This window comes from Vibrio sp. 2132-1 (assembly GCF_033344315.1).
On the sequence record NZ_JAWPON010000193.1, the window covers coordinates 1 to 844 of the forward strand.

An 844-nucleotide genomic window follows, 5' to 3' on the forward strand; every position below is an offset into this window, starting at 1 on the left:
TTTCATCGATGGACACATCGGCGAACTGGTATCGTAGTTAAAGCACAAACCGTTCCCGTTACATTCCATCGCTTGCTTAAAGCTGTCACGTACTTGTACGTCAATTTGGCGATCATAGTAACCACGTTTGGTGTCGGTTACTTTTACCAACTCTGCATCGCTATCAAGTGGCGTACAGATTTTGCCTGGGTTCATTTTATTGTGTGGGTCGAATGCAGCTTTTACGCGTCGAAGCTCAGTAAACAACTCTTTGCCAAAGAACTCCGGACCATATTCCGAGCGGAAACCTTTACCGTGCTCACCCCACATCAGGCCGCCGTATTTCGCTACCAGCTTGACGACTTCATCAGAGACTTCATGCATCAATGCTTCTTGGTGCGGGTCACACAAATCCAACGCAGGACGCACGTGCAGCACCCCTGCATCAACGTGACCAAACATACCGTAATTCAGAGATTTGCTATCTAATAGTTCGCGGAACTCTACAATGAAATCGGCCAAGTTTTCTGGTGGTACACACGTATCTTCAGCGAATGCGACCGGTTTAGCGCGGCCTTTTGCAGCGCCTAACAAACCCACCGCTTTTTTACGCATGTTGTAGATACGTCCAATACTCGCTACATCATTACAAACTTGGTAGCCGATAATGCCCGCTTCTTCTGTTTCCAACATGATATCGAGTTTGGCGGTTAACGCCGCGACCTGCGCAGCAACTTCTTCTTCGTCTTGCCCTGCGTATTCCACCATATTGATGCCAAGCATTTCTTTGTTTGGCACGTCGGTGATCAGATCGCTCACGGTGTGCCAGACAATGTCTTGCTTCGCGAGATTAAGCACTTTTGAG

1 protein-coding gene is annotated in these 844 nt (G+C 48.1%); it reads right to left on the reverse strand.

All coding sequences use genetic code 11. The features are described from left to right. On the reverse strand, nt 1-844 hold an 844-nt coding region (locus R8N47_RS24345), incomplete at both ends, for an FAD-linked oxidase C-terminal domain-containing protein (RefSeq protein ID WP_318185998.1).